The 21,346-nt window shown below is 66.8% G+C and carries 20 protein-coding genes; 4 read left to right on the forward strand and 16 right to left on the reverse strand.

Going from position 1 to position 21,346, the window contains the following annotated elements:
• Positions 1 to 20: 20 nt before the first annotated feature.
• The 14 genes from ACZ60G_RS07230 to ACZ60G_RS07295 all read right to left on the reverse strand — a co-directional run bounded on the left by ACZ60G_RS07230 (position 21) and on the right by ACZ60G_RS07295 (position 17,179).
• Positions 21 to 2,525 carry a primosomal protein N' gene (locus tag ACZ60G_RS07230; protein ID WP_465808391.1) on the reverse strand — a complete coding sequence of 835 codons (2,505 nt, stop codon included), beginning with the start codon at positions 2,523 to 2,525 and terminating at the stop codon, positions 21 to 23.
• Positions 2,526 to 2,751: 226 nt separating this feature from the next.
• Positions 2,752 to 3,966 carry a methionine adenosyltransferase gene (gene metK / locus ACZ60G_RS07235; RefSeq protein ID WP_387284559.1) on the reverse strand — a complete coding sequence of 405 codons (1,215 nt, stop codon included), beginning with the start codon at positions 3,964 to 3,966 and terminating at the stop codon, positions 2,752 to 2,754.
• 287 nt (positions 3,967 to 4,253) lie between these two features.
• The gene (gene coaBC / locus ACZ60G_RS07240) at positions 4,254 to 5,477 is read right to left on the reverse strand and encodes a bifunctional phosphopantothenoylcysteine decarboxylase/phosphopantothenate--cysteine ligase CoaBC (RefSeq protein WP_465808055.1); all 1,224 of its coding nucleotides are present in this window, start codon (positions 5,475 to 5,477) and stop codon (positions 4,254 to 4,256) included.
• Between the two features lie 25 nt (positions 5,478 to 5,502).
• On the reverse strand, positions 5,503 to 5,784 hold the full coding sequence (rpoZ, locus tag ACZ60G_RS07245; protein ID WP_040692158.1) for a DNA-directed RNA polymerase subunit omega: 282 nt from the start codon (positions 5,782 to 5,784) through the stop codon (positions 5,503 to 5,505).
• Between the two features lie 58 nt (positions 5,785 to 5,842).
• Positions 5,843 to 6,427, reverse strand: a complete 585-nt coding sequence (gmk, locus tag ACZ60G_RS07250) for a guanylate kinase (RefSeq protein ID WP_465808057.1) — start codon at positions 6,425 to 6,427, stop codon at positions 5,843 to 5,845.
• An 8-nt stretch (positions 6,428 to 6,435) separates the two neighbouring features.
• Positions 6,436 to 6,753: an integration host factor, actinobacterial type gene (gene mihF / locus ACZ60G_RS07255; RefSeq protein ID WP_062993489.1), complete on the reverse strand. Its 318-nt coding sequence runs from the start codon at positions 6,751 to 6,753 to the stop codon at positions 6,436 to 6,438.
• Between the two features lie 659 nt (positions 6,754 to 7,412).
• Complete coding sequence (gene pyrF / locus ACZ60G_RS07260; protein ID WP_465808060.1) at positions 7,413 to 8,237, reverse strand: orotidine-5'-phosphate decarboxylase; 825 nt, start codon at positions 8,235 to 8,237, stop codon at positions 7,413 to 7,415.
• 16 nt (positions 8,238 to 8,253) lie between these two features.
• On the reverse strand, positions 8,254 to 11,562 hold the full coding sequence (carB, locus tag ACZ60G_RS07265) for a carbamoyl-phosphate synthase large subunit (protein ID WP_465808062.1): 3,309 nt from the start codon (positions 11,560 to 11,562) through the stop codon (positions 8,254 to 8,256).
• The gene (gene carA / locus ACZ60G_RS07270) at positions 11,562 to 12,677 is read right to left on the reverse strand and encodes a glutamine-hydrolyzing carbamoyl-phosphate synthase small subunit (protein WP_465808064.1); all 1,116 of its coding nucleotides are present in this window, start codon (positions 12,675 to 12,677) and stop codon (positions 11,562 to 11,564) included. The genes carB and carA overlap by 1 nt, the downstream gene beginning before the upstream one ends.
• The gene (locus ACZ60G_RS07275; RefSeq protein WP_387284567.1) at positions 12,674 to 13,168 is read right to left on the reverse strand and encodes a PH-like domain-containing protein; all 495 of its coding nucleotides are present in this window, start codon (positions 13,166 to 13,168) and stop codon (positions 12,674 to 12,676) included. Before ACZ60G_RS07275 ends, carA begins: the two co-directional genes overlap by 4 nt.
• Positions 13,165 to 14,463 carry a dihydroorotase gene (locus ACZ60G_RS07280; RefSeq protein ID WP_465808067.1) on the reverse strand — a complete coding sequence of 433 codons (1,299 nt, stop codon included), beginning with the start codon at positions 14,461 to 14,463 and terminating at the stop codon, positions 13,165 to 13,167. The genes ACZ60G_RS07275 and ACZ60G_RS07280 overlap by 4 nt, the downstream gene beginning before the upstream one ends.
• A 73-nt stretch (positions 14,464 to 14,536) precedes the next feature.
• Entirely contained in the window at positions 14,537 to 15,493 is a 957-nt protein-coding gene (locus ACZ60G_RS07285) for an aspartate carbamoyltransferase catalytic subunit (protein WP_465808069.1), read from the reverse strand.
• 37 nt (positions 15,494 to 15,530) lie between these two features.
• Positions 15,531 to 16,166 carry a bifunctional pyr operon transcriptional regulator/uracil phosphoribosyltransferase PyrR gene (pyrR, locus tag ACZ60G_RS07290; protein ID WP_327099935.1) on the reverse strand — a complete coding sequence of 212 codons (636 nt, stop codon included), beginning with the start codon at positions 16,164 to 16,166 and terminating at the stop codon, positions 15,531 to 15,533.
• Between the two features lie 152 nt (positions 16,167 to 16,318).
• Positions 16,319 to 17,179 carry an SAM-dependent methyltransferase gene (locus ACZ60G_RS07295; protein ID WP_465808071.1) on the reverse strand — a complete coding sequence of 287 codons (861 nt, stop codon included), beginning with the start codon at positions 17,177 to 17,179 and terminating at the stop codon, positions 16,319 to 16,321.
• A 104-nt stretch (positions 17,180 to 17,283) separates the two neighbouring features.
• Between ACZ60G_RS07295 and ACZ60G_RS07300 the strand changes: the two genes are divergently transcribed.
• From ACZ60G_RS07300 to ACZ60G_RS07310, 3 genes are read left to right on the forward strand one after another with little or no spacing between them, the layout of a single operon-like run.
• Entirely contained in the window at positions 17,284 to 17,838 is a 555-nt protein-coding gene (locus ACZ60G_RS07300) for a TetR/AcrR family transcriptional regulator (protein ID WP_465808072.1), read from the forward strand.
• 51 nt (positions 17,839 to 17,889) lie between these two features.
• On the forward strand, positions 17,890 to 18,516 hold the full coding sequence (locus tag ACZ60G_RS07305; protein WP_465808074.1) for an alpha-ketoglutarate-dependent dioxygenase AlkB: 627 nt from the start codon (positions 17,890 to 17,892) through the stop codon (positions 18,514 to 18,516).
• A 59-nt stretch (positions 18,517 to 18,575) separates the two neighbouring features.
• A complete protein-coding gene (locus ACZ60G_RS07310; RefSeq protein ID WP_465808076.1) occupies positions 18,576 to 19,022 on the forward strand; it encodes an SgcJ/EcaC family oxidoreductase in 447 nt (148 codons plus the stop codon).
• A gap of 3 nt (positions 19,023 to 19,025) precedes the next feature.
• Here ACZ60G_RS07310 and ACZ60G_RS07315 read toward each other — a convergent pair whose 3' ends face one another.
• Positions 19,026 to 19,874, reverse strand: coding sequence for a hypothetical protein (locus ACZ60G_RS07315; RefSeq protein ID WP_465808393.1), 849 nt, complete (start codon positions 19,872 to 19,874; stop codon positions 19,026 to 19,028).
• A gap of 132 nt (positions 19,875 to 20,006) precedes the next feature.
• Here ACZ60G_RS07315 and ACZ60G_RS07320 point away from each other — a divergent pair, with 132 nt between their 5' ends.
• The gene (locus ACZ60G_RS07320; RefSeq protein WP_465808078.1) at positions 20,007 to 20,720 is read left to right on the forward strand and encodes an HD domain-containing protein; all 714 of its coding nucleotides are present in this window, start codon (positions 20,007 to 20,009) and stop codon (positions 20,718 to 20,720) included.
• On the opposite strand, the gene ACZ60G_RS07325 is transcribed toward ACZ60G_RS07320, so the two are convergent.
• Complete coding sequence (locus ACZ60G_RS07325) at positions 20,717 to 21,292, reverse strand: TetR/AcrR family transcriptional regulator (RefSeq protein WP_465808080.1); 576 nt, start codon at positions 21,290 to 21,292, stop codon at positions 20,717 to 20,719. The genes ACZ60G_RS07320 and ACZ60G_RS07325 overlap by 4 nt on opposite strands.
• Between the last annotated feature and the right edge of the window lie 54 nt (positions 21,293 to 21,346).

A 21,346-nucleotide genomic window follows, 5' to 3' on the forward strand; every position in this document is an offset into this window, starting at 1 on the left:
CCACGGTCTCGTCGGGGGGATCAGCCGATGTCGACAGGGTCGATTTGGACGCGGAGGGGGGCGTCGGAGCGGTGGGTGCTGCGGACGGCCTGGGCGGCCGTGAGGGCGCGGGCGAGAGCGGCACCGGAGGTGCGGTGCACGCGCAGAAGCATGCGTTCGACTTCGGCGGGGGTATCGCCGCTGTCGAAGGGTTTGCGGGCGCCGGGTGGGAGGGGTACCGGGCCGAGGAGGTCGACATTGTCGGGAAGCTTTGCGGCGGAGAGCAATTCGGCGATGGAGCCGGAGGTGCCGTCGATGGCGGCCATGCGGACGGCAGGTGGAAAGCCGACCTCGGCGCGGCCAGCGACCTCGGCGCGGGCGTGGCCGACCGGGTCCCAGCGCAGTAGCGCCTGGACGGTCGGCAGCGAAGGTTCGGCCATCACGATGACCTGGCCGTGATTGCGCACCAGGGTGGCCGCCGACATCCAGCGGCGCAGGGTGTCCTCGGCGGCGCGCAGGTCCGCGCGGCTCAGCAGCGCCCAACCGTCGAGCAGCAGTGCGACACCGTAGCCGCCGCGCAGCACCGGTTCGGCGCCGACGGTCGCCACGATCACCTGCGGTCCCGGTTCCACCGTGTCGAGTACCGCGCCGCCGCTGGATCCGCGAATCGGTACGCCTGGAAAGGCCCGACCGAGTTCCTCAGCAGTACGGGCCGCACCGATCACCACCGCACGTAGCGCTCTGGAAGCACAAGCCGGACAGCGGAAGGCGGCCTCGGTGATACCGCACCAGCGGCAGGCTGGACTGTGCGCGGTCTCGCCGCGATGCCCAGCTCGCCCATCCGGCAAGGAAAGTGGGCCATTGCAGTGCCGACATCGTGCGGGCGTACGGCATTTCGCGCAGGCCAGCGCCGGAATGTATCCACGCCGCGGCACCTGCACCAGCACCGCGGCACCTTCCTTCAGCGCGGATCGCGCGGCAGCGTATCCAACGGCGGGAATGCGGACCGCGCGCGCGACCGGGTCACGCTCCATCGCGATATCGGAGTCACCCGGTGCGCTGATGCGCGGGGAAAATTTGCGCACCACGGCACGATCGGCGACCAGATCGTGCGCCCACCCCGAATCGACCACTGCCTGGATCTCCGCCGTCCGCGCGAATCCGGCCGCTACGAATGCCGCCCCGCTGTCATGCGCCCGCAGCATCGCGACCTCGCGCGCATGCGGATACGGCGCCCGAGGTTCGGCATAGGTGTCGTCGCCGTCGTCCCAGATCGCGATCAACCCGAGATCAACCGCAGGAGCGAACACCGCACTGCGCGTCCCGACAATCACCCGCGCGGTCCCCCGCAATGCCGCCAACCACCGCCGATACCGCGCGGCCGGCCCCAACCCCGCAGCCAACCCGACCGCCGAATCCCCCACCAGCCGCACACATTCCGCCAGCACCCGATCCAGATCCCGCTGATCCGGAACCATCAGAATCGCACTGCGCCCCCGCCCGACGACAACCGCCGCCAATTCCGCCAACCGCCGCGCCCAATCCTCCCCAGGCACCGCCTGCCACCCCGCGCGCACCCCTTTCCCCTGCCCCAGCGCCGACACAAACGCCGCCCCATGGACGTACCGCTCCCACGGCCGCAGTTCCACACCGTCCGGTATCCCCGTGCCGCCCGAATCAGCCAGCACCGCAACAACATTCGCCGCGGCAGCAACGACAGCGCGCTCACCCACCAGCGCGTCGGCGTCCTCGAACTCCGTGTCCCCTACTCCGTCGGCGACAGCGGCACCGTCTTGCCCCGCCGACGTCACGGCGCCAGAATCCACCACCGATTCGATCGAATCCGCCGACACCGATTCCCATCCAACACCAGCAGCCGTCACATGATCGGCCGAGCGCGAGGGCACCGGAGCAGTACCGAACCGATCGCGAACGTCGACCGCCTCGTTCTCGCCACCCTCCGTTGGCACATCGACGGAATGCTCGAGCGCCGCGACCGCATCTTCGGACGCATCGGATTCGACAGAGTCGACCCCAGTCGCCGAATCACGTACCGTCGGCAGGTCACGCGAATCCGCCACCGCCGCTGCGGCATTCGGAGTTCCAGCTGGCCCGACAGCGTCAGCAGCCAATGCTGCCGCCTTCTTCGAGCCCCCGTTCTCGGTGCGTGCATGCCGGGGCGGGATCGCGAGCCGCAGGACATCCGCGCGGGTACCTGCGTAGCGGGCCGCCACGGCGGTGGCCAGCTTCAGGATTTCCGGGGTCAGGACGCGTTCGGCGGAGACCACGCGTTCGAGTTTGACCATTTTCCCGGTGTGGTCGCTGTGCGACAGACGGGCCAGCAGATACCCGTCGACGAGTCGCCCCGCGAAACGGACGCGGACTCGGACGCCGGGTTGGGCTATTTCGTCCAGCTCAGGAGGAACCAAATAATCGAAGTCGCGGTCCAGGTGAGCAGGCGACAGCAGCGGGAGTACCCGGGCGATCGGGTGTCCCGCTGCTGTCGAATCGTGCGTCGCCGTGGCTCCCGCGCCTGCGGAAGCCACGGCGGTGAGGTCCGCTGTGGGTTCGTGCACGCGGGCCCCGATATGCCTACAGGCCGACGGCCGCGCGCAGCTTGTCCGCGCGCATCAGGCGGGGCCTCCCAGGGCAGGTCGGCGTATCCATATCGGCTACTCCTACAGGCCGACCACCGCGCGCAGCTTGTCCGCGCGCATCAGGCAGGGCCTCCCAGGGCAGGTGGCCGGTCGGCGTGTCCATATCGGCTACTTCCTACAGGCCGACGGCCGCGCGCAGCTTGTCGGCGCGGTCGGTGTGCTCCCAGGGCAGGTCGACGTCGGTGCGGCCGAAGTGGCCGTACGCGGCGGTCGGCGCGTAGATCGGGCGCAGCAGGTCCAGGTCGCGGATGATCGCGCCGGGGCGCAGATCGAAGACCTCGGTGATGGCCGTGGCGATGCGCGCCGGATCGACCTTCTCGGTGCCGAAGGTTTCGACGAACAGACCCACCGGTGCGGCCTTGCCGATGGCGTAGGCGACCTGGACCTCGACCCGTTCGGCGAGTCCGGCCGCGACGACGTTCTTGGCGACCCAGCGCATGGCGTAGGCGGCCGAGCGGTCCACCTTCGACGGATCCTTACCGGAGAACGCGCCACCACCGTGACGAGCCATGCCGCCGTAGGTGTCGACAATGATCTTGCGGCCGGTCAGGCCCGCATCACCCATCGGACCACCGAGAACGAACTTGCCGGTCGGGTTCACCAGCAGCCGAATATCGGAGACATCCAGCGGCGCGGGCAGATCAAGATCGGCGAGCACCACGTCGACGACCTTCTCGCGGATATCGGGTGCCAGCAAGTTGTCCAGGTCGATATCGGCGGCGTGCTGCGTGGAGATCACGACCGTATCCAGGCGGACCGGACGGTCGCCGTCGTATTCGATGGTGACCTGGGTCTTACCGTCGGGACGCAGGTACGGCAGTACACCCGACTTGCGAACCTCGGTCAGCCGACGCGAGAGCCGGTGCGCGAGCGCGATCGGCAGCGGCATCAGCTCAGGTGTGTCGGTGTTGGCGTAGCCGAACATCAGGCCCTGGTCGCCGGCGCCCTGCCGCTCGATCTCGTCATCCGATCCGGCGGTACGCGCCTCGTGTGAGGTGTCGACGCCCTGTGCGATATCCGGCGACTGTGCGCCGATCGCAATATTCACACCGCAGGAATTTCCGTCGAACCCCTTTGCGGACGAGTCGTATCCGATTTCAAGAACCTTTTCGCGGACGATTTTCGGAATATCCGCATAAGCCGACGTGGTTACCTCACCCGCGACGTGCACCTGGCCGGTGGTCACGAGAGTTTCCACCGCGACCCGGCTGCGCGGATCCGCCGCGAGCAGGGCGTCGAGGATGGAATCGCTGATGGCGTCACAGATCTTGTCCGGATGACCTTCGGTCACGGACTCACTGGTGAAAAGGCGGCTGCCAGACGTGGGCACAGTTCTTCCCTCTCCCTCAACGGGTTACTCGTATCGGATTGCGACGGTAACGCGATGTGGCCACCGCACAACCCTTCATTCAGACTATTCCAAACCACCGACGCGACGGGGTTGACGACAGGCAACTGTCTCAGACTATTGAAATCCGTCGATATGTCGGGCCGGGGCTCCAGCCTCCAACACATCGACCAGTCCGGGTTGCGGTCGACAACAGCCTAACCATCACGCGGCGGTGTATCCACCGGACATCCTCGATGCACAGCACAAACCAAGCGCCGCAACGGGTCTCAGCGCAGCAGCGGACCGAGTGCGTCCAGCACCCGGCTCGCGAGCAATGCCTTCGATCCGTGGTCGAGCGCCTGTTCGGTGCCATCGGCACCGAGCAGCCAGCCGTCGTTGGTGTCGACCTCGAACGCCTTGCCCTCGCCGACCGCGTTGACGACCAGCAGATCACAGCCCTTACGCGCCAGTTTGGCCCGCGCGTGCGTGAGCACATCGCCGTGCTCGTCACCGGTCTCGGCGGCGAACCCGACGATCGCGGTTCCGGGTAGCTGACCATCGCCTCGCAATTGAACGAGTCCAGCGAGAATATCGTCGGTCTTGGTCAGCGGGATCACGTCGGGCTCGTGCGCGCCCTTCTTGATCTTGGCCGCGGCCACGGTGGTCGGCCGGAAGTCGGCGACGGCCGCGGCCATGATCACCGCGTCCGCACCGAGCGCATGCTTCTCGACGGCGGTCTTGAGCTGTTCGGCGGTGGTGATGTGCACGAGATCGACGGCAGCGGGTGCGGCCATCTCGATCGTGTTGCCCGCGATCAACGTGACGTGGGCGCCGCGCTGCGCCGCGACCCTGGCCAATGCGTAGCCCTGCTTGCCGGAGCTGCGATTGCCGAGGAAACGCACCGGATCCAGCGGTTCCCTGGTGCCGCCCGCGGTGATCACCACGCGGCGGCCCGCCAGATCACGCGGGATGGCATCGGCGCGTTCCAGCAGCAGCGTCGCCAGCCCGAAGATCTCCTCGGGCTCGGGCAACCGGCCGGGCCCCGTGTCGGTACCGGTCAACCGGCCCGACGCGGGTTCCATGACGATCGCACCGTGCGCGCGCAGCGTCGCCACATTGGCGACAGTCGCCGGGTGCTCCCACATCTCGGTATGCATCGCGGGCGCGAACAACACCGGACATCGGGCCGTCAGCAAGGTCGCGGTGAGTAGATCGTCGGCGCGGCCCTGTGCGGCACGCGCCATAAGATCGGCGGTCGCCGGGGCGATGACCACAAGGTCCGCCTCCTGGCCCAACCGCACATGCGGCACCTCGGGGACATCGGTGAACACATCGGTGTGCACCGGATTCCCGGACAGCGCCTCGAAGGTTGCCTTACCGACGAACTGCAGCGCCGACTCGGTGGGGATCACCCGTACCTGGTGCCCGGTCTCGGTGAACCGGCGCACGATCGAACAGGCTTTATAGGCGGCGATCCCTCCGCCGACGCCGACGACGATCCGTGTGGTCACTACGCCTCCGGCCTAGATGTGGTTGTTACTCGCCTTCGGAGTGCTCGAGCAGGTCGGAGTGGATCTCACGCATCGCGACCGAGAGCGGCTTCTCCTGCAGACCCGGCTCGACCAGCGGGCCGACGTATTCGAGGATGCCGTCGCCGAGCTGGTTGTAGTAGTCGTTGATCTGACGGGCCCGCTTGGCCGCGTAGATCACCAGCGCGTACTTGGACGAGGTGCGCTCGAGCAATTCGTCGATCGGCGGGTTGGTGAGGCCGACCGGAGTGTCGTATGCGGGCGCGGGCTTGATGTCCGTACTGCTCACTGAGAGGGCTCCTGCGGGGATCGGTTCTTCGGGCTGGGTGGTTTTCCGAGAGTGCGGGTCACGAACTCGAATTTGTGCTAACGAACAACGATACCAACTGCTCACAGGCGCTGGTCACCTCGTCGTTCACTATGACGATGTCGAACTCGTCACAGGCCGCCAATTCCGTCCTGGCGGTCTCCAACCTGCGGTCGATCACCTCGGGTGATTCGGTACCCCGCGCGGTCAGCCTGGAAACCAGTTCCTCCCAGCTGGGCGGGGCGAGAAATACCAGCAGCGCCTCCGGCATGGCCTTGCGCACCGACCGCGCGCCCTCGAGGTCCACCTCGACGAGCACCGGCAGGCTGGCGGCGAGTGCGTCACGCACCGGTTTCGCCGGAGTACCCGAGCGCTGCAGTCCCCCGTGGATGTCTGCCCACTCGAGGAGTTCGCCCGCCGCGATCATGGCGTCGAACTCCTCCCGGGACACGAACCGGTAGTCGCGGCCGTCGACCTCCCCGGGCCGGGGGGCCCGGGTTGTCGCCGACACGCTGAAGACCAGTTGGGGCAGTCGCTCGCGGACGCAGCGGACCACGGTCGACTTGCCCACGGCCGAGGGGCCGACCAGTACTACCAGTCGACCCTTCCGCGTGTGTTCGACCACCTTGGTGGTCAGGCGAAGTCGAATCGGGCGAGCAGCGCCTTGCGCTGCCGATCACCCAGTCCGCGCAGACGCCGGGTGGGGGCGATCTCCAGCTCGCTCATGATTTCCGCCGCCTTGACCTTGCCCACCTTGGGCAGGGCCTCCAGCAGCGCCGACACCTTCATCTTGCCGAGGATCTCGTCGGTTTCGGCGTCGGTGAGGACCTGCTTCAGGTCGGTGCCGCCACGCTTCAGGCGCTCCTTGAGCTCCGCCCGAGCACGGCGAGCGGCAGCCGCCTTCTCCAAAGCAGCGGCGCGCTGCTCGTCAGTCAGCTGGGGAAGGGCCACGGTTCCTCCGTCTCATCGTTCATTGCATCAACTCCTGCCGGTAACCCAGCAGTCTCAGCGACCGTACCCACGACGTTGCCCGATTGCGAACCCACCCCCCAGGTCAGCGCATGATTCGCCGATGTCGTAAGGGTGGGCCCGGCGGGATGCGCACAGCGCGTCGATCGCTGCGGTGATCCTACCGCCGAAATCCCGAAATGCCCCGCTAGCAGGGCTTTTTCATACCGAAAGTGGGTTAGCGGAGTGGTTGCGGCGCCAACCCGCATCGGACCAGCAACCGGTCACGTGTCCGACCTGGAATTTTCTAGGATTTTTCCGCGTGTCGCGTTGTTCTTGCGCGTGTCGGAGGCTCGAAATGACCGATTTCAGGGTTCCGTACCTCCCGAACCGGCACCGGACTCGCGGATCGTCACAAAATCCTGGCATTCGCCTGGACCGCAGCGCGGCGAGAGCGAACGGCACTCTGTGCCGGTCCAGTTGGCTCCGTGATCGATCAGGACGCCGCCTCGGCCACCGGTGTGCCGGATGGCGGGGAAATCGGCGCAGCGGGCCGCACAGCTGTTCGATATGACATGTCATCCCCGATCAACGTGCCCTCCCCGGCCCGAAACGCGAAATGGACCGACGCCGAAGCGTCGGTCCATCGCGATCGTCACGCGTCAACGCCGCAGGAAGGCGAACTCCTCCTGCAGCGCGCCCACCTTGGCACGCAGTGCCGACACGGACGGACCGGCGCCGAGCACCTCGCGCGAAACGGTCGGCACCGCGGCGTGCAACAACTGTTCCGGCACCAGCTCACGCACGGTTTCCGGACCGCCACCCTGCGCGCCGACGCCCGGCATCAGGATCGGGCCGTTGAGCTCCGAGAGATCCGGCGCTTCGGTGAGGGTGGCGCCGAGCACAATGCCGACCGAGCCGAATTCCTGGCCCGCATTGCACTGCGCCGCCGCATCGACCATGGTCTGCGCGATCGTGCGACCGTCCGCCGTCACCGCCCGCTGCACCTGTGCACCTTCGGGATTCGAGGTGGCGGCGAGTACGAAGACACCGCGCCCGTTCGCCTCCGCGAGCGTCAAAGCCGGTGCGAGGGAACCGAATCCGAGATACGGCGAGACCGTCACCGCATCGGAGCCGAGGGTGCCGTCGGCGAGCCAGGTCCGCGCGTAGGCATCCATGGTCGAGCCGATATCGCCGCGCTTGGCATCGGCGAGCACCAGGGTGCCCGAGGCGCGCAGCACTTCGATGGTGCGCTCGAGCACCGCGATTCCGCCGGAACCGTAGGCCTCGAAGAAGGCGACCTGCGGTTTGATCAGCGCGACCCGGCCGTCGAAGGCCTCGACGCAGATCTCGGCGAAGGCCTCGACACCGTCGACATCATCGGTGAGACCCCACGATCCGAGCAGGCCGGGATGCGGATCGATGCCGACGCACAGTGGCCCGAGATGCCGCATGGCGTGCTGCAACCGGGCACCGAAGGTCTTCATCGCACCGTCTCCTTCGTCAGCCACGCAGCACCGAATGCAGTTCCTGCAGCGAGCGCACCCCGATGCCGCCGTTGATGCTCGCCTCGATGCCCTGCACGGCCGCGGCCGCACCCTGCACCGTGGTGATGCACGGGATGTTCACACCGACCGCCGCCGTGCGGATCTCGTAACCGTCCACGCGCGGCCCGGAGTTGCCGTAGGGGGTGTTGAACACCATATCGACCTCGCCGTCGCGGATCTGCTCCACGATGGTCGGCTGGTCGGCCGGCCCCTCCTCGGAGTGTTTACGCACCTGTTCGCACGGAATTCCGTTGCGGCGCAGCATTTCCGCGGTGCCCTCGGTGGCCAGGATGCGGAAGCCGAGGTCGTTGAGGCGTTTGACCGGGAACACCATGGCACGCTTGTCCCGGTTGGCGATCGAGACGAAGACGGTGCCCTCGGTCGGCAGCGAACCGTAGGCCGCGGCCTGGCTCTTGGCGAAGGCGGTGCCGAAATCGGCGTCGATGCCCATGACCTCACCGGTGGACTTCATCTCCGGCGAGAGCAGCGAATCCACACCGCTGCCGTCGGCCTTGCGGAACCGGTGGAACGGCAGCACCGCCTCCTTCACCGCGACGGGTGCGTCGAGCGGCACATGGCCGCCGTCGCCCTCGGCGGGCAGCATGCCCTCCTTGCGCAGTTCGGCGATGGTGGTGCCCATGGTGATCCGTGCGGCCGCCTTGGCCAGCGGCACCGCGGTGGCCTTGGAGACGAACGGAACCGTGCGGCTCGCCCGCGGATTCGCCTCGAGTACGTAGAGCACATCGTCCTTGAGCGCGTACTGCACATTGAGCAGGCCCTTGACGCCGATGCCCTTGGCCAGCGCGATGGTGGAGCGGCGCACCGCCTCGATATCGCTGCGGCCCAGGGTGATCGGCGGCAGTGCGCAGGCGGAGTCGCCGGAGTGGATGCCCGCCTCTTCGATGTGCTCCATCACACCGCCGAGGTAGACCTCGTCACCGTCGCAGAGCGCGTCGACGTCGATCTCGATGGCGTCTTCCAGGAACCGGTCGACCAGCACCGGATGTTCCGGGCTGAGTTCGGTGGCCCGGGAGATGTAGCCCTCCAGCGAGTCCTCGTCGTAGACGATCTCCATACCGCGACCGCCGAGCACGTAGGACGGGCGCACCAGCACCGGGTAGCCGATGCCTGCGGCGATCTTCTTGGCCTGCGCGAAGGTGGTCGCGGTGCCGTACTTCGGTGCGGGCAGGCCCGCGGCGACCAGGACGTCGCCGAATTCGCCGCGATCCTCGGCCAGGTCGATGGCGGCGGCGCTGGTGCCGACCACCGGCACACCGGCGTCGGTGAGGCGCTGCGCCAGCCCCAGCGGGGTCTGGCCGCCGAGCTGCACGATTACCCCGGCGACGGTGCCGGACTCGGTTTCGGCGTGGTAGACCTCGAGCACATCCTCGAAGGTCAGCGGCTCGAAGTAGAGCCGGTCGGCGGTGTCGTAGTCGGTGGAGACGGTTTCCGGGTTGCAGTTGACCATGACGGTCTCGTATCCGGCCCGCGAAAGCGTCTGCGCCGCATGGACACACGAGTAATCGAACTCGATGCCCTGGCCGATCCGGTTCGGGCCGGAACCCAGGATGATCACCTTCTCGCGCTCACGCTGCGGCGAGACCTCCGACTCGGCTGCGGGATCGAGCTCGTAGGTCGAGTAGTGATACGGGGTTTTGGCCTCGAACTCCGCGGCGCAGGTGTCGACGGTCTTGAAGACCGGACGGATACCGAGCCGATGACGCAGTGCGCGCACGCCGGTCTCACCCGCCAATTCCGGTCGCAGCGCGGCGATCTGGCGATCGGAGAGGCCATAGTGCTTGGCGCGGCGCAGCAGCGGCTCGTCGAGTACGGGTGCGTCGATGACCTCTCGGCGCAGCTCGACCAGTCCGGCCACCTCGGCGACGAACCAGGGGTCGATGCCGGAGGCCGCGGCGACGTCCTCGATGCTCGCGCCCAGCCGCAGCGCCCGCTCGACCTGGTAGATGCGCCCCTCGGTCGGCGTGCGCAGATCTTCGAGGATGGCTTCGGTATCGGTCCAGTTGCCGTCGCCCTGGGTCCAGAAGCCGGCGGCCTTGGTCTCCAGCGAGCGCAGCACCTTGCCGAGTGCCTCGGCGAAGTTACGACCCAGCGACATAGCCTCGCCGACCGACTTCATAGTGGTGGTCAGCGTGGCGTCGGCGCCGGGGAACTTCTCGAACGCGAAGCGCGGCGCCTTGACGACCACATAGTCCAGGGTCGGCTCGAAACAGGCCGGGGTTTCCTTGGTGATGTCGTTGACGATCTCATCCAGGGTGTAGCCGATGGCCAGCTTGGCGGCGATCTTGGCGATCGGGAAACCCGTTGCCTTGGAAGCCAATGCGGACGAGCGCGAGACGCGCGGGTTCATCTCGATGACGATCAGGCGTCCGTCGGCCGGATTGACCGCGAACTGGATGTTGCAGCCACCGGTATCGACGCCGACCTCGCGCAGGATGTCGATGCCCAGGTCGCGCAACCGCTGGTATTCGCGGTCGGTGAGGGTCATGGCGGGTGCGACGGTGACCGAATCACCGGTGTGCACACCCATCGGGTCCACATTCTCGATCGAGCAGACCACCACGACGTTGTCGCGGCCGTCGCGCATCAGCTCGAGTTCGTATTCCTTCCAACCCAGGATGGATTCCTCGATGAGCACATTGGCGGTCGGCGAGGCGGCCAAACCGCCGCCCGCGATGCGATCGAGGTCCTCGTCGTTGTAGGCCATGCCGGAGCCGAGGCCGCCCATGGTGAACGACGGCCGCACGACCACCGGAAAGCCCAGTTCAGTGACGGTTTCGCGGACCTCGTCCATGGTGTGGCACACGCGCGAGCGCGCGCTCTCACCACCGACCTTGGCGACGATGTCCTTGAACTTCTGCCGGTCCTCACCGCGCTGGATGGCCTCGAAATCGGCGCCGATCAGCTCGACGTTGTATTTCTGCAGCACACCGCGCTCGTGCAGGGCGACGGCGGTATTCAGCGCGGTCTGCCCACCGAGGGTGGCGAGAATGGCGTCGGGGCGCTCCTTTTCGATGACCTTCTCGACGAATTCCGGCGTAATCGGTTCCACATAGGTCGAATCGGCGAATTCCGGATCGGTCATGATGGTTGCCGGGTTGGAGTTCACCAGCGATACCCGCAGGCCCTCGGCCCGCAGCACCCGGCACGCCTGGGTACCGGAGTAGTCGAATTCGCAGGCCTGGCCGATAACGATCGGACCGGAGCCGATCACCAGGATGTGCTTCAGATCCTCGCGGCGAGGCATCAGGCTCCTTCCATGAGACCGGCGAAACGGTCGAAGAGATAGGCGGCGTCATGGGGTCCGGCGGCGGCTTCCGGGTGGTACTGCACCGAGAATGCGCGACCGTCGACCAGGCGCACGCCCTCGACGGTGCCGTCATTGGCGCACACGTGGCTGACCTCGGCCTTGCCGAACGGGGTGTCGAATTGTTCGCCCTGTTCGCCCTCCAGCGCGAAGCCGTGGTTCTGCGCGGTGATCGAGATCCGGCCGGTTTCGTGTTCGACGACCGGGATATTGATGCCGCGGTGGCCGAACTTCATCTTGTAGGTCTTGCGGCCGAAGGCGCGGCCCAGGATCTGATTGCCGAAGCAGATGCCGAACAGCGGCAGCCCCTTTTCCAGCACGCCCTGGGTGATGGCGACCGCGCCGTCCTGGGTGGCCGGGTCACCCGGACCGTTGGACAGGAAGACGCCGTCCGGCTTCAGCTCCAGGATCTGATCCAGCGAGACGGTCGACGGCACCACATGCACCCGCATGCCGCGCTGGGCGAACATGCGCGGGGTGTTGGTCTTGATGCCGAGGTCGACCGCGACGACGGTGAAGCGCGGGTCGCCGTTCGGTTCGATCGTGTACAGCGCGTCGGTGCTGACCTCCTCGGCCAGATCCGCGCCCAGCATCGAGGCCTGTCCGTTGACCCGGCCCAGCAGTTCGTCTGCGTCGGCGAGCGCCGAGCCGGAGAAGATGCCCGCTTTCATCGAACCGCGGGTGCGTAGGTGGCGCACCAGCGCGCGGGTGTCGATGCCCGCGATGCCGACGATCTGCTGGCGGTCCAGCTGGTCCTGCAGGGTGCCGGTCGAGCGCCAGTTCGACGCGACGCGCGAGGCGTCGCGGACCGCGTATCCGGCGACCCAGATCTTGCCGGATTCGTCGTCCTCGTCGTTCCAGCCGGTATTGCCGATCTGCGGGGCCGTGGCCACCACGATCTGGCGGTGGTAGCTGGGGTCGGTGAGGGTCTCCTGGTACCCGGTCATCGCGGTGCAGAACACCGCCTCACCGAGTGTTTCGCCCACGGCGCCGAAGGCCGTGCCGCGGAAAACCCGGCCGTCCTCCAGCACCAATGCAGCAGCTTCTTGTGTCATCCCTCGTCGTCTCCCGTCATCGCCCTGGCCCACGCCGGGTACACCGTCTTGTCGTCACCGCGGAAACCGGTATCTATCTCGGTTCCGGTCGGCAGCTTCCAGCGAATTACCAGCACACCATCTTCCGTCATCACCTTGCCCGCATGTCCGCGTTCGGTCCGCACGGCGGTAATGGATTCCTGCGGAATCCAGATCACCGTCGCACCGTCGCGCTCGAGCAGAATCCCCCGTTCGAACCGCGTGAGTTCCGCGGTGGCCCGGAAACCCAAGTCGCCCACCGCGATCCGGTCCTGCCAGCTCGGCGCGATGGTGCTGCCGAGATACAGTCCGGTGGTCGGCTCGAGCACCTGAGCGCCGAGATCACCCGGCACATGCGGTAGTTCGCCGATGCGCGCCTCCTGGCGCGCCGCTCGGTTCTGCCAGCCCCGGTACATCAGCCAGACGCACAGAACGAACAGTGCGATCAGCCCGACCACCAACAGCACTCTCATTTACGAACCTCCACCGCCTTGCCCTCACGGGCGGTTACCCGGCCTCGGAGCAACGTCGTTGTCACCCGAGCCGGGAACGTCATGTCCTCGAACGGCGTGTTGTTCGAAATGCTGGCGAGTTCGGCGGCCCGCACCGTCCAGCTCGCATCCGGGTCGACCAGCGTGAGATTGGCCGGTTCGCCGACCTCGATCGGGCGGCCGTGGCCGTCGAGTCCGACGATTTCGGCCGGACGCTCGCTCATCACGCGGGCGACACCGCGCCAGTCCAGCAGGCCGGGTTCGACCATGGTCTGCACGATGATCGACAGCGCGGTCTCCAGGCCGAGCATGCCGGGGCGGGCGGCGGCGAATTCGCAGCACTTGTCCTGTTCGGCATGCGGGGCGTGATCGGTGGCGACGCAGTCGAGGATGCCCTCGGCCAGTGCCTGCCGCAGCGCGATGGTGTCGGCGACCTCGCGCAGCGGCGGGTTCACCTTATTGACCGCGTCGTAGGTCTCCAGGCGCGAGTCGTCGAGCAGCAGATGGTGCGGGGTGACCTCGGCGGTAATCGAAATACCCTGGGCCTTTGCCCATTTCACCAGCTCGACGGTACCGGCGGTGGAGGCGTGGCAGATGTGCACGCGGGCATCTGCGTCGCGGGCCAGCAGTGCGTCGCGAGCCACGATCGACTCTTCCGCGGCGCGCGGCCAACCGGCCAGCCCCAGACGAGCCGCGGTCGGACCTTCGTGCGCGACAGCGCCTTTGGTCAGGCGCGGCTCTTCGGCATGCTGTGCGATCAAGACGCCGAGCGAGTTCGAGTACTCCAGTGCGCGGCGCATCAGCAGCGGGTCGTAGACGCAGTGGCCGTCGTCGGAGAACATGCGCACCGCGCCGACTCCGGCGGCCATCGTGCCCATTTCGGCGAGCTGCTTGCCTTCCAGCCCGACCGTGACCGCCCCCACCGGGTACACGTCGACCAGGCCGACTTCCTGACCGCGCCGCCACACGTGATCGGTGACGACCACCGAGTCGGCGACCGGGTTGGTATTGGCCATGGCGAACACGGCGGTGTAACCGCCGAGTGCCGCTGCGGCGGAACCGGTTTCGATGGTCTCGGTGTCCTCGCGGCCGGGTTCGCGCAGATGGGTGTGCAGATCGACGAAGCCGGGCAGCAGGATCTGCCCCTGCGCGTCGATGACCTCGGCGTCGATAATGCCGAGATCGGTTCCGATGGCGGCGATTACACCGTCGCGCACGAGTACGTCGACCGGCTCGCCCTCCCCGTACGGCCGAACACCCTCGAGCAGCAGGCTCATGCCTTCACCTCGCTGGCGCTCGGCCCCGGCATGCGCGATGCGCGCTGGCACATGATTCGCTCACTTCGTTCGCTCATGCCACTGCCTCCTGGGTACCGACCAGCAGCCGGAACAGCACGGCCATCCGCATATGCACTCCGTTCGTCACCTGTTGCAGGATCGCCGCCTGCGGGGAATCCGCCACCGGCGAGGCGATTTCCATGCCGCGCAGCATCGGCCCCGGGTGCAGGACGACCGCGTTCTCGTCGAGCAGTGCGAGCCTGCGCTCGGAAAGTCCGTAGTTGACCGAATATTCGCGCGCAGACGGGAAGAAACCGCCGTTCATCCGCTCCTGCTGCACCCGCAGCATCAGCACCGCATCGGCGCCGGGCAATTCGGCGTCCAGCGAAGGCGAGATCCGGGCGGGCCACAGGTCGGCGCCCACCGGCAGCAGCGTGCGCGGCGCGACCAGTACCACCTCGGCGCCAAGAGTATTGAGCAGGAAGACATTCGAGCGCGCGACCCGGCTGTGCAGGATATCGCCGACGATGACGATCCGCTTGCCCTCGATATCGCCGAGCCGCTGACGCAGGGTCAGCGCGTCCAGCAGCGCCTGCGTCGGATGCTGGTGGGTACCGTCACCGGCGTTGATGATGGCCGGGCCCTGCCGCCCCTCGGCGACCGCCCAGCCATCCATCCAGCGCGCGATCTGATGCGCCGCACCGGAGGCCGGGTGCCGGACGATGAGCGCATCGGCGCCCGCAGCGTGCAGAGTCAGCGCGGTGTCGCGCAGGGATTCGCCCTTGGATACCGAGGAGCTGCTCGCGCTGACATTGATCACATCGGCGCTCATCCACTTGCCCGCGACCTCGAACGAGACCCGGGTGCGAGTCGAGTTCTCGTAGAAGACGGTCATCACGGTGCGGCCGCGCAGCGTCGGCAGCTTCTTCACCTCGCGGCCCAGCAGCGCCTGTTCGAAGCGTTCGGCCTCGTCGAGCAGTTCGGTGGCGGTGGCACGATCGAGGTCGGTCACCGTCAAAAGGTGTCTCACAACCGCACCTCGTTGGCACTCGCTCCGGCGAGCCGGTTCACTGCGCTTCCTCCTGATGCAAGTAGACGCCGTCGCGTCCGTCGTGTTCGGTGAGCAATACAGAGATGTCCTCGCTGCGGGAGGTCGGCACGTTCTTGCCGACGAAATCCGCGCGGATCGGGAGTTCGCGATGGCCGCGGTCGATGAGCACCGCGAGTTGGACGGCGCGGGGGCGGCCCAGATCGCGCAGACCGTCGAGGGCGGAGCGCACGGTGCGGCCGGAGAAGAGCACGTCGTCGACCAGGACCACGAGTGCGTCCTCGATGCCGCCCTCGGGCACCGAGGTGCGCTCGAGCGGGCGGTGCGGGCGGCTGCGTAGATCGTCGCGATAGAGGGTGATGTCGAGCGAGCCGAGTGCCGGGCGGACGCCGGAGAACTCCTCGATCTTGTCGGTGAGTCGCGCGGCCAGCGTGGTGCCGCGGGTGGGAATGCCGATCAGCACCACGCGCGGTGCATCCGGCTCGCCCGCATCGACGGCGGTCTTTTCGATGATCTGATGCGCGATGCGCGCGATGGTCCGGCCGACGTCGGAGGGAGACAGCAACTCGCGTCCCGCGCTCACCCACTCCGGGGTGTGTCGCTGCGACGTTTCGGCAGCGCCGGACTTGGCGGCCCGTTCCTCGGGCACGGCCATGCCGACCTCCTTCCCCGCCTCACCGGACGGTCCGTTAAAGGATGTCTTTACGGCATGCAGCCTAGCAGCGCCGTTTGCACCGCTTTAACCAGGCATATCCCGCTGTGAGCGGGGCCACGCACGGTTCGGACACTCCGGGCATTCCGGACGGTTCACGCTTCGCGGACCGCGATGACGACTCCGATATCCGGATCGTTCGAAGCGACGGGCCGGTCCAGGGCGGCGACCATATCGTCCCAGCTACGGAATTCGGTATGCCAGCCGTGTTCGTCCAGCCAGGTTCTGGCATCGGCACCGAGGCCGGTGCGCGGGCGATCCGCGCCGTCGTCACCACGGACCAGGCGTTTGAGTTCGGCGTACGGCCGGGCATTTTCGTCGACGGCGAAACGGCTGACGCCGAAACGGCTTCCCGGAGCGGATAATTCGGTCAGTGTGGTGACCACATGCAAAGCGTGTTCGTGGGTCAGGTACCCCAGAACACCCTCGTCGACCCAGTGCGTGGGCAGGTCCGGCCGAAAGCCGTACTCCCCGAGCAACTTTGCCCAGTCTTCGCGCAGATCGATGGCAAGCACCGCCCTGCCGCAGCGAGGTTGCGCATGCGCCGCGGTGAGGACCGGTTCCTTGAATGCGAAGAGCTCCGGCAGGTCGATCTCGAATACTCGAACGTCGGCGGGTAGAGCCATGCGAAATGCCCTGGTATCCAAGCCCGCACCGATCAGCACGATCTGGCGTACGCCTTGTTCGACCGCCGCGGCGACGCGGTCATCGACGAGCCGGACACCGACCGTGCGGCCCTCGAAGAACATGTCCGCTACCTCTTCCAGCCGCGCCCAGCGCTCGGCTCCGCCGTCGATCTCGCAGTAGGCGCGGCGTGCGGCATCGACGAACAGCTGCGCGAACGGGTCGTCGTACAGGCGGTCCATGCGCGCGGATTCCTTCGCCCGGATGACCGCGACGCCGATCGCGGTCAATGCGACACCGGCCGTCGGCGCCTTCGGATGCGTTTCGGTCATTGCTGCCTCCCCAATAGATAACTTGTCGCCCGGCTAGTAATTCGAGCACAGCAAAGACGCTAGGCTTCCACTAGCCGGTCGTCAAGCAAAAGTAGAAGGACGTAATGGACGGACGTCGCAGCGATACGCGCGAGCGGATTCGTACTGTCGCAATGGAATTGTTCTCCGAACGCGGCTACGAGAAGACCTCCCTGCGCGAGATCGCCGACCGCCTCGGCGTCACCAAGGCCGCGCTGTACTACCACTTCCGCACCAAGGAAGACATCGTCGCGAGCCTCTCCGACGACCTGCGTCGCGGCATCGACGACATCGTGACCTGGGCCGAGAGCGCCCCACCCGGCACGGAGCGAGCCAACGAAATCCTCACCCGCTACGGCGCGCTGCTGCACGGCATCGGCCGCAGCATGGTCCGCTTCTGGCACGAGAACCAGCCGGCCTTCCGCCAGCTCGACTTCGGCTCGAGCATGCGCTACCAGTTCCGCGTGCTCGCCGACCTGATGGCCGGTCCGGACCAGCCGCCGCTCGCCGTCTTCCGTGCGCGCGAAGCCCTGCTCGCCATCAGCTGGAGCACCGCCATGATGGGCGATCTTCCACTCACCGACGACGAGTGCTACGCCGCGGCCGTCGGTATCGCGCGAGACATTCTCACCAAGAATTGAATGACCGTTTCTCGCTAGCACATATGTTCGATAGCGCGTAGATTCGACGGCATGCCGACACCGCTGCAGGGATCATTGCTCGACGGGTTCGGAGACATCGAGGTGGGCGGGCTCGATGGCGTGCGCCGGACGACGCTGAGTCATGGGGCCTGGGTGGATGTGTTGCCCGGGTGGCTGTCGGGGGCGGATGTGTTGTTCGAACGGTTGGTGGATGGGGTGCCGTGGCAGGCGGAACGGCGGCCGATGTACGACCGGGTGGTGAATGTGCCGCGGCTGCTGTGTTTCTACGAAGAGGGCGCGGAGTTACCGGATCCGGCATTGGACGAGGCACGGGAGGCACTGACCGCGCACTACCGCGAGGAACTCGGTGAACCGTTCCGCACGGCTGGGTTGTGCTACTACCGCGACGGACGCGACAGCGTGGCCTGGCACGGCGATACCTTCGGGCGCGGCGCGACCGATGACACCATGGTCGCCATCGTTTCGATCGGTGCGCCGCGAGCGCTGCTGCTGCGCCCGCGTGGTGGCGGCGCAAGTCTTCGATTTCAGGTGGGACATGGCGATCTGCTGATCATGGGCGGGTCATGCCAGCGCACCTGGGAACACGCCGTACCGAAGACGCGCAGGCCGACCGGGCCGCGAATCAGCATTCAATTTCGACCGCGGGGCGTGCGCTGACTACGCAGACGATGCGACGGTTTGACCTCAACCATGGTTGAGATAAGAAGCTGATCTCCATGAGCGCAACGACAATTCAGCCCGCAGTCGCGGACACCACGGTCGACCACACCGACGACATCGCGGCAATCGAGCAGATCATCGCCAATGTCGAAACCGCGTACAACACCAACAATGCCGAACTCATGACCGCCGACTTCACCGCCAATGCGGCGGTGGTCAATGCGGTCGGTGCGATCATGGTCGGGAAAGACGCACTGCTGGAGGCGAATCGGCAGGGGCTGGCGGGATTTCTGAAGGATCAGTATGTCCGCTACGAGGTTGCCGACATCGTATTCCTGCGACCCGATATCGCGATCGCGCACAAGCTCGCCCGGGCGACCACGCCCGAGGGCGAGCTGATCGATATCGATCACGCGATGATCGCGCTGTACGTCCTGGTCAAAGAGAACGGTCGGTGGTGGACCGCGGCGCGGCAGAACACACTGGTCCCGCAGGCGAAGTAGCCATCAGTTCAGGGGCGTGGCGAGCCGTTCCTCGCGCGTCGGGAAACGACGGCGGCGAACGGTCGCGCCGTGCGACCAGATGGCCCTCTGGACCTCCTCCGTCGAGGCACATCCGTCGAATCGGACGAGCACTTCGGCGCGGGCCTGACGTGCGATATTCACCTTGCGGCGGTATTGCCGGAAAACCTGCACCTCGCCATTGCGGTCCTCGTCGAGGTATTCGTAATCCATGCCGTAGTAGGCGTAGGTCCCGAGGGTCGCGAGCGAAGTTGCCCAGGATCGCAGCTGATCGCGTGCGCCGAAAATCGTGACCATGCCGCCCACGTGGTCGATCCGTTCCCACCCGGTCGGTATATCGGCGAAATTCCAGTCGCGCTCCCCCGGCCCCTTAGCGCGCCACTCCTGCAGCTGGGCCACCGCGGCATCGAGACCGAATGTCTGCCAGCGCACCGTGCCCTGCGAACCGTTGCGGAACGGCAGTTGCCTGCGCAAAGCGACGGCGGCGGCGCGGGTGAAGACGGTCAGGTCGGCGGGGACCAGCACAATCGGATCCGACGGCGCGGCATCGAACGGATTGGGATCCAGATGCGCCGGATCGATGACCACGAGCGTGCCCGGCCGCCGCTGATAGGCCAGGCCCCACAGCAGTCGAGCCAGCATCCGCGCACCACGCCAATCGGAGAGCACATGCCAGGTTTCGTGGAAATGGTTGGTGGCGAAGCGGAAATCACTGCCGGGGCGCAGGCTCACGACTGTATACACCCGCCCGTCGAGCACCATGGAGCGTCGATGCAATTTCGCCATATTGTCGGTGGCCGAACCGGGGCGCGGCCGTTTGTTCTGCGCGGCCACGTTCACCTCCAGTTCTGCCTCGCGTGCATTCCAGGAGACCACGGCCGCCACCACGGGGCAACGGATTATTCGCGCGGTTGAACAGTGGTCTAGAGCACAGCGGTGTGCGGCCTCCCCCGATAGATTGGCCATATGAGCAATCCTGGGGCGGGGGTTTTGGCCGTGATGCCGCTGCATACGATCAGCGAGGTCTACGGAGAAAGCGGACTGCGCGAACGACTACTGCTGGAAATCGCCGAACTATCCGATACCGAACGGCTCACCGAGGCATTGGACCTGGCTACCGAACTGCACCGCGAGGATCGTTACGGCCGCGAACCATATCTGAGTCACCTACTGCGCGTTGCGATTCGGATCGTCAGCCACTACGAGGTGCGGGACCCGGATGTCGTCGCGGCGGGGCTGCTGCACGATTCGGTCGAGGATCACCCGGTCGAACTGGCCGGCGCGCGTCCTGGTTCGCCGACCGATGCCGCCCTCGCCGAACTCTCGGCCCGATTCGGCGCCCGGGTCGCCGAACTCGTCGCCGCCGTCACCAATCCGGAACCGGATCCGGACATAGATCAGCACGAGCAATACCGCGAACATGTGGCGGCCAATCTCGATCGGGCGCCGTGGGCCCGCATCGTCAAACTCTCCGACTTCACCGACAATGGCGTCGGCATCCTCTACGCCGACGGACCGGCGATGCGCAGACTCGCCACCAAGTACCGCCCGCTCACCGATATCTACCGCGACCTCGTCACCCGCCCGGATACCCCGCTCGCCGAGCACGTCAAACGGCATATCCTGCACCAGCTCGACAGCGCCGACGAACGTTTCGACGCCATTCTCGCGCGGGACTAGGGCCCGCGCAGCACCGATTCGACGAGTTCACGAACCGCGGCGAGCAGCCGTTCGGTCTCGCCCGCACGAGCCAGTCGCGGCACCTGTTCGCCACCCAGTGCGCCGAACAGCAGCCTGCCGACCACCTCGGCATCCAGGTCCGGGCGGGACTCCCGCAGCAGTGCGGTGATGTGCGCATCCCAGAATTCGTGGATTTCGGCGGCACGTGGATGCGGCGGGCCCTGCAGGTAGGCGACCGTCACCTCGATGTTGTCGGTCATCATTCGCACGAAGCCGTCGAAGAAGGCCAGCAATCGCTCCCCGGCCGGCGCCCCTGGACCCAGCGGCGGCGGTCCACTCCGGACGGCATCCATCAAGGCGAAGGTGCTCTCAGCGATCATCTCGTGCAGTAATCCGGCGCGATTGCCGAAGCGGTGGAAGATCGTGCCCTTGCCGACCCCGGCGGCCGCCGCGACCCGATCCATGGTGAGTGCGTCGGCGCCGTGTTCGGCGAGCAGCGCGGCCGTCGCGGCCAGGATCGCCTGCCGGTTACGCGCGGCATCCGCCCGTTCCCTCGGGCGTTCGTCGGTCATTCCACCACCTTGATTGACAACTTGACCGGCGGTCCATATTGTTCCTGAAACATC

It is taken from the genome of Nocardia sp. NPDC102475 (genome assembly GCF_055584605.1).

Coding starts and splice junctions, on each gene's coding strand:
- pyrF (WP_465808060.1), bottom strand. CDS start 8,237: ATGAAGACCTTCGGTGCCCGGTTGCAGCACGCCATGCGGCATCTCGGG.
- carB (WP_465808062.1), bottom strand. CDS start 11,562: ATGCCTCGCCGCGAGGATCTGAAGCACATCCTGGTGATCGGCTCCGGT.
- carA (WP_465808064.1), bottom strand. CDS start 12,677: ATGACACAAGAAGCTGCTGCATTGGTGCTGGAGGACGGCCGGGTTTTC.
- ACZ60G_RS07275 (WP_387284567.1), bottom strand. CDS start 13,168: ATGAGAGTGCTGTTGGTGGTCGGGCTGATCGCACTGTTCGTTCTGTGC.
- ACZ60G_RS07280 (WP_465808067.1), bottom strand. CDS start 14,463: ATGAGCCTGCTGCTCGAGGGTGTTCGGCCGTACGGGGAGGGCGAGCCG.
- pyrR (WP_327099935.1), bottom strand. CDS start 16,166: ATGGCCGTGCCCGAGGAACGGGCCGCCAAGTCCGGCGCTGCCGAAACG.
- ACZ60G_RS07295 (WP_465808071.1), bottom strand. CDS start 17,179: ATGACCGAAACGCATCCGAAGGCGCCGACGGCCGGTGTCGCATTGACC.
- ACZ60G_RS07300 (WP_465808072.1), top strand. CDS start 17,284: ATGGACGGACGTCGCAGCGATACGCGCGAGCGGATTCGTACTGTCGCA.
- ACZ60G_RS07305 (WP_465808074.1), top strand. CDS start 17,890: ATGCCGACACCGCTGCAGGGATCATTGCTCGACGGGTTCGGAGACATC.
- ACZ60G_RS07310 (WP_465808076.1), top strand. CDS start 18,576: ATGAGCGCAACGACAATTCAGCCCGCAGTCGCGGACACCACGGTCGAC.
- ACZ60G_RS07320 (WP_465808078.1), top strand. CDS start 20,007: ATGAGCAATCCTGGGGCGGGGGTTTTGGCCGTGATGCCGCTGCATACG.
- ACZ60G_RS07325 (WP_465808080.1), bottom strand. CDS start 21,292: ATGACCGACGAACGCCCGAGGGAACGGGCGGATGCCGCGCGTAACCGG.